3 protein-coding genes are annotated in these 3,228 nt (G+C 47.3%); 2 read left to right on the top strand and 1 reads right to left on the bottom strand.

Features of this window, described 5'->3' with window-relative positions:
- Nucleotides 1-173: 173 nt before the first annotated feature.
- Nucleotides 174-455 carry a hypothetical protein gene (locus IQ257_RS29170; RefSeq protein ID WP_193882484.1) on the bottom strand — a complete coding sequence of 94 codons (282 nt, stop codon included), beginning with the start codon at nt 453-455 and terminating at the stop codon, nt 174-176.
- A 222-nt stretch (nt 456-677) separates the two neighbouring features.
- Here IQ257_RS29170 and IQ257_RS29165 point away from each other — a divergent pair, with 222 nt between their 5' ends.
- Nucleotides 678-2,300, top strand: coding sequence for an NB-ARC domain-containing protein (locus IQ257_RS29165; RefSeq protein ID WP_193882487.1), 1,623 nt, complete (start codon nt 678-680; stop codon nt 2,298-2,300).
- A 76-nt stretch (nt 2,301-2,376) separates the two neighbouring features.
- Nucleotides 2,377-3,228, top strand: an 852-nt coding sequence (locus IQ257_RS29160; RefSeq protein WP_228061150.1) for a serine/threonine protein kinase, incomplete at its 3' end; no start/stop codon positions are given.

The following is a 3,228-nucleotide window of genomic DNA, read 5'->3' as shown; positions in this document are numbered from 1 at the left end:
GAGGAGGATGGGGAGATGGGGGAGCATAGTTGAGACAGCTCATGTTGCCTGTCCTACGGGAATTGACGGGAATCGGACAAATTTATCGCTTGAAAGCTCTAATTTCCTCTTTCTTCCTCCGCTCCCCTGCTCCCGTTCGACTGACGCTCACGGCAAGCCCTGCTCCCCACTCCCTACTCCCCATTCTCTGTCCTTGCCTGAAACGCGGTAGGAGAAGGAGAGGATTGAAATTCAAGAGCCGGAATATCAGAGACGGTGCTTTTGTACTGTAGAATGAAAAAGGCAATGACTGCGGTAATCAGAGTGATCCACAAGGCTCCATTGTCAGATTTTGGTTTTTTGGGCGCTGGAGTAAAGTCTCGCTTAAAGTCGCAAGCCAAGCATTGGTAGAGGTCGTTCTTGCGCTGCACGATCGATTTCTTGCCACACTTCGGACATTCGGTGTAGTCTGACATCTCAAGCCTCCTGCCAAACGATAAATTGAGTTAGAGAAAAGCTGAGTTGAAGTGGGAGTCCTGCACTGATGTCAATGATGCATCCCCACTCTTAGCATCGTTGATGAGAAAAGATTTTACCAGATCAGCTTAAGAGCGACTCGTGCGATCGCAAGAGCCGTTCCAGAAGTCTAGTGCTGATCTAAAATTGATCTTGACAAATGGCAAAAATAGGGTGTAACTGTGCCGACTCTAAAAGCCTCTCAAGCGGGAATAACGCGCATTAAGCAAGCTAGAAATGAAAAGGGATGGGGTTGGAGTCTTGATGAGGACGATACTTGCTTGATAGAAGCCAGTTTAGTTTTAGAACCCGATAAAAACTGGCAAGCGGGCAGTTTCTACGCCAACGGTATTTCCCAAGGCACCTGGAAACGCTTCCTAGCTGGACGGCAGCCGATTAGTGCGGTTGCATTCAAGGCGTACTGTCAAGTACTGGGACTCAACTGGGAAGATATTGTAGACCGTCGCAATTCTACCATGGCTAGTATCCGTCAGGATTGGGGAGAAGCCATTGACATTTCGCTTTTTTATGGTCGCACCCCTGAACTGGCACAGCTAGAGCAATGGATTGTGGAAGAGCGCTGTCATTTGGTGGCTATCTTAGGGATGGGGGGGATTGGCAAAACCGTGCTGGCGGTTAAACTGGCAGAAGAAATTCAGCAATCCTTTGAGTACTTGATTTGGCGATCGCTCCGTCATGCTCCACCCGTTGGCGATATCCTAGCCGATCTGATTGAATTTTTGTCAGACGGTCGGGAACCAGATTTACCCCCTACCGCAGACGGTCGAGTTTCACGATTGATTGACAGCTTGCAAGCTCATCGCTGTTTGCTATTTTTGGATGATGTCGAGACGGTAATGAGCAGTGAGGAACTGGCTGGCAACTATCGAGAAGGATACGAGGAGTATGGGGAACTGATTAGACGGGTGGGAGAAGAACGCCACCAAAGCTGTGTGGTACTCCTCAGTCGGGAGAAACCTGCCGAAATTGCGTCTCTGGCAGGAACGACACTCCCCGTTCGCGCCTTGAAACTGAAGGGGTTAAGTAGGGAAGATGCCAAGCGGATTTTGGAAGCGAAAGGAGTTTCCCGTCTCAAGCGGGGGTTGGAGGAATTGATTCAACTCTATCGCGGCAATCCCCTGGCATTGAAAATTATTGCCACAACCATTCAAGAACTTTTTGATGGAGATATCTCTCAATTTCTAGAGCAGAGTACTTTAATCATTGGTGATATTTTACCCAATCTTTTAAATGAACAAGTCCAGCGATTGTCGAGTTTAGAAAAAGAAATACTGTATTGGTTTGCGATTGAAAATCAACCGATTTCTCTTTCAGAATTGAGAGGAGATATGCAGTTTTCAGTCTCTTCTTCCTCTCAACTGATACCCGCGTTAGAATCGTTGAAACGGCGATCGCTCCTGGAAAAAGAACCCAGTAGTGAGGGAAATGAAACCGTTTTTACCGTCCAACCTGTGATTTTGAAATATGTAACTTATCAGTTTATTGACCGAGTTTGTAAAGATATTGTTGCCCTTTGCCAAACTCAGTCTCTTGCTCAATTGGGACTATTAAGAAGTCATGCGTTAGTAAAAGAGCAGGAACTAGACGATACTAAGGAAATCCAAATTCGCACCATTCTTACCCGGATTACCGATAGGTTGTACCGAACTTTTAAAGGTGCAAGCACGATGGAAACCTGCTTTGAAGAGGTTTTGTCTAAACTAGAAGGAACGAAGGTGCAAACCGCAGGTTATGGACGCACAAACCTTCTTAATCTGCTGGGAGCGATTAAGGGGAGCTTATAGCGACGGCAAGCGTTTTGCATATGTGACACAGGAAAGAGCGATAAGTAATACTGCTACTTATAAAGTATTAAAATTTATGTTGGCAAACGCCCTCATGATTCATCCCAACCTGTTGCTTCAAAACCGCTATCGCGTCCTGCGAGTGCTGGGAAAAGGAGGGTTTGCAGAAACCTTTGAGGTGGATGATTGCGGTAGCTTAAAAGTTCTGAAGGCTTTGAGTCTGAATCATTTTTACAGGCGAGATGCTAAGGAAAAAGCGGTATCTCTCTTTCAGCGAGAAGCGGCAGTTTTGAGTCGGCTACAGCATCCTGGGATTCCCAAGGTTGAGCCGGATGGCTATTTCACGGTGCCGGAAGGGAGCGAGGAACCCCTCCACTGTTTGGTGATGGAGAAAATTGATGGGGTGAATTTGAAGCAGTGGCGGTTGAAGTGGGGGAATCGAACTCTGAGCGAAGAGCAAGCGATTACATGGTTGAGGCAGCTTGCCCAAATCTTGGAGCAACTTCACCAGCAAGAATTGATTCACCGGGATATCAAGCCTTCTAATATTATGCTTCGCTCGAATGGTCAATTGGCTCTGATTGACTTTGGGGCGGTGCGGGAAGTGACGGATACCTACCTACAAAGACAGAAAGAGAATGTAACGGGTACGGTGATTATTTCTAGTGGTTACACGCCGCCTGAACAAGCAGAAGGACACGCAGTTGCTCAATCGGATTTCTTTGCTTTGGGACGGACGTTTGTGTTTTTGCTGACGGGCAAATCGCCGATTGATTTCGACAGACATTCTCGCACGGGCAAGTTACTTTGGCGGGAGAGTGCGCCTCACATTTCGCCGGAGTTGGCGGATTTGATGGATTACCTGATGGCGGCATTTCCAGGTCAGCGACCGCAAACACCTCAGATGATTTTACGTTGTATTGAGGAG

The sequence above is a fragment of the Coleofasciculus sp. LEGE 07092 genome, assembly GCF_015207375.1.
Classification (GTDB): domain Bacteria; phylum Cyanobacteriota; class Cyanobacteriia; order Cyanobacteriales; family Coleofasciculaceae; genus LEGE-07092.
The sequence above is the reverse complement of the archived record's forward strand: the minus strand, read 5'-3'. Positions and strand labels throughout refer to the sequence as shown.